The 2171-nt window shown below is 75.8% G+C and carries 3 protein-coding genes; all 3 read right to left on the bottom strand.

The window, feature by feature from the left end; translation table 11 throughout:
- Positions 1-778, bottom strand: a 778-nt coding sequence (locus Q6969_RS15115) for a GntR family transcriptional regulator (protein WP_317231181.1), incomplete at its 3' end; no start/stop codon positions are given.
- Positions 779-799: 21 nt separating this feature from the next.
- A complete protein-coding gene (pdxA, locus tag Q6969_RS15120; RefSeq protein ID WP_317231182.1) occupies positions 800-1840 on the bottom strand; it encodes a 4-hydroxythreonine-4-phosphate dehydrogenase PdxA in 1041 nt (346 codons plus the stop codon).
- On the bottom strand, positions 1837-2171 hold a 335-nt coding region (locus Q6969_RS15125), incomplete at its 5' end, for a nucleotide-binding domain containing protein (RefSeq protein WP_317231183.1). The genes pdxA and Q6969_RS15125, both read right to left, overlap by 4 nt.

Consider the following 2171-nt stretch of genomic DNA (forward strand, 5'->3'; position numbering starts at 1 on the left):
CCGTCCCGGGCGCGGGCGCGGGCGCTGGCGCGCCCGCGTCGCCCGTCAGCACGTCGACGTCGAACACGAACCGGTCGCCGCGGTGCCAGGTGCGGAACACCTCGACGGGGCCGCCGGACGCGTCGGTGCTCGTGCCCTCCAGCACGAGGACCGGGGCGCCCTCGGCCACGCCGAGCGCCGAGGCGACCTCGGGGGCCGCGCCGACGGCGCGCACCTGACGGCGTCCCGACACGACCGCGATGCCGAGCCGCGCCCGGAGCAGCGCGTGGAGGGACGCGTCGGTCAGGTCTTCCGTCGTGAGCCGCCCGGCGATCGCGCTCGGCAGCCAGGTGTGGATCAGCGCGACCGGCTCGCCGCCGGCCGAGCGGAGCCGGCGGAGGAGGTGCACGTCGGATCCGCCCAGCGCGCGCTCCGCGTCCGGATCGTGGCCGGGTGCCAGCTCGAGCACCCGCGTCGTCACGGACGGCACCTGTGCGGAGAGCCCGGAGACGCGCTGGACGAGGCGGTGCAGCTCGCCCCGCGGGGCGACGATGCTGCCGCGGCCGCGTCCCCGCTGCACGAGCCCGTCCGCGGTGAGGGACAGGAGCGCCTGGCGCACGACCGAGCGGGAGATGCCGTACCGCTCCTGGAGCTCGGCCTCGGTGGGGAGCTGCGCGCCGGGCGGCCACGCGCCGTCGACGATCCGCGACCGCAGCACGCCCGTGAGCTGCGCGTGCAGGGGGCCGGGGAGCGAGGGGGAGACCGCGCCGGGATCCAGGTCGTCGATCCGGTTCGGCACGGTCTCCTCGGGTCTCACGTCTCAGGCGGCGGGGGCGTCGATCTTCTGCGCCGTGCGCCACACGTGGTCCCACCCGGGGGCCAGGGCGGCGGCGCGCTCCACCGACAGTACAAGGCTCGCCTCCCGGGCGATGCCCTGCCCGGCGATGTCGAACGCGGTGCCGTGGTCGACGGACACCCGCACCACGGGCAGGCCCACCGTGATGTTCACGCCGTCGTCGCCGTAGACCGCCTTGAAGGGCGCGTGCCCCTGGTCGTGGTAGCAGACGACCACGAGCTTGTACTTGCCGCGGACCGCCGCGGGGATGAGCGCGTCGCCCGGCACCGGTCCCACGACGTTGAGGCCGCGCTCCTTCGCGGCCGCGACGGCGGGGGCGAGGATGTCGGCGTCCTCGTCGCCGAAGAGCCGGTCCTCGCCCGCGTGCGGGTTCAGGCCGGCGAGGCCGATGAGCTCGTCCGGCGTCCCCATCGACGCGGCGAACGCGCCGGCGAGGTCGAGGACGTCGCCCGTGCGCGCGGGCGTGATGTCGTCGATCGCCTGCCGCATCGAGACGTGGGTCGTGAGGTGGAAGAAGAACAGCTCGCCCGCGGAGAGCACGAGCGAGAAGTTCTCCACGCCGAACTCGTGCGCCAGCAGCTCGGTGTGGCCGGGCCACCTGTGCCCGCCCGCGTGCATGGCCGCCTTGTTGAGCGGCGCGGTGACGATGCCGTCGACCTCGCCCTCGCGCGCCAGCCGGCACGCCTCGACGACGAAGCGGTACGCGCCGTCGCCGGCGGCGGGGCTGAGCTCGCCGACCGGGACGTCCGCGAGGGAGGGGCCCGTCTGGATCAGCTCGATGGTGCCCGGCTCGTTGCGGGCGTCCGCCACGGAGGCGATGACGCGCACGGTCGCGGGGTCGCCGCCGACGGCCTGGACGCCGCGGCGCATGGCTGCCTCGTCGCCGATGACGACGCACACGGCCTGCTCGCGGAGCTCGTCGTGGCCGAGCAGCGTCTTCGCGGTGATCTCGGGGCCGATGCCGGCGACGTCTCCGAGCGTGATGGCGAGGCGGGGGAGGGTCATTCTGATTCTCCTTGCGTGGGGGTGGTTGCGGGCGGATCGAGGAGCTCGGGGACGATGTCCGTGAGCGAGGAGGGCGGCCCGAAGCCGCCGGCCTTGGTGACGACGGCGAGGCCGTGCAGGCGCCCGCCCTCGATGACGCCGACGGGGATGCCCTCGCGGATGGCGTCGCGGACGAGGATCGCATCGGCGCCCTGCCGGGACAGGACGGCGCGGGCGCCCTCGCCGCCCATCAGCACGAGAGCGCTCGCGCCGTCACGGGCGATCACGCGCTCGGCCACGGCGGCCAGCCCGGCGGCGACGCGCTCGGCCGTCGTCGGCGCCCCGGGTGCGG

The organism is Clavibacter sp. MX14-G9D, from assembly GCF_032917815.1.
Lineage (GTDB): Bacteria > Actinomycetota > Actinomycetes > Actinomycetales > Microbacteriaceae > Clavibacter > Clavibacter michiganensis_K.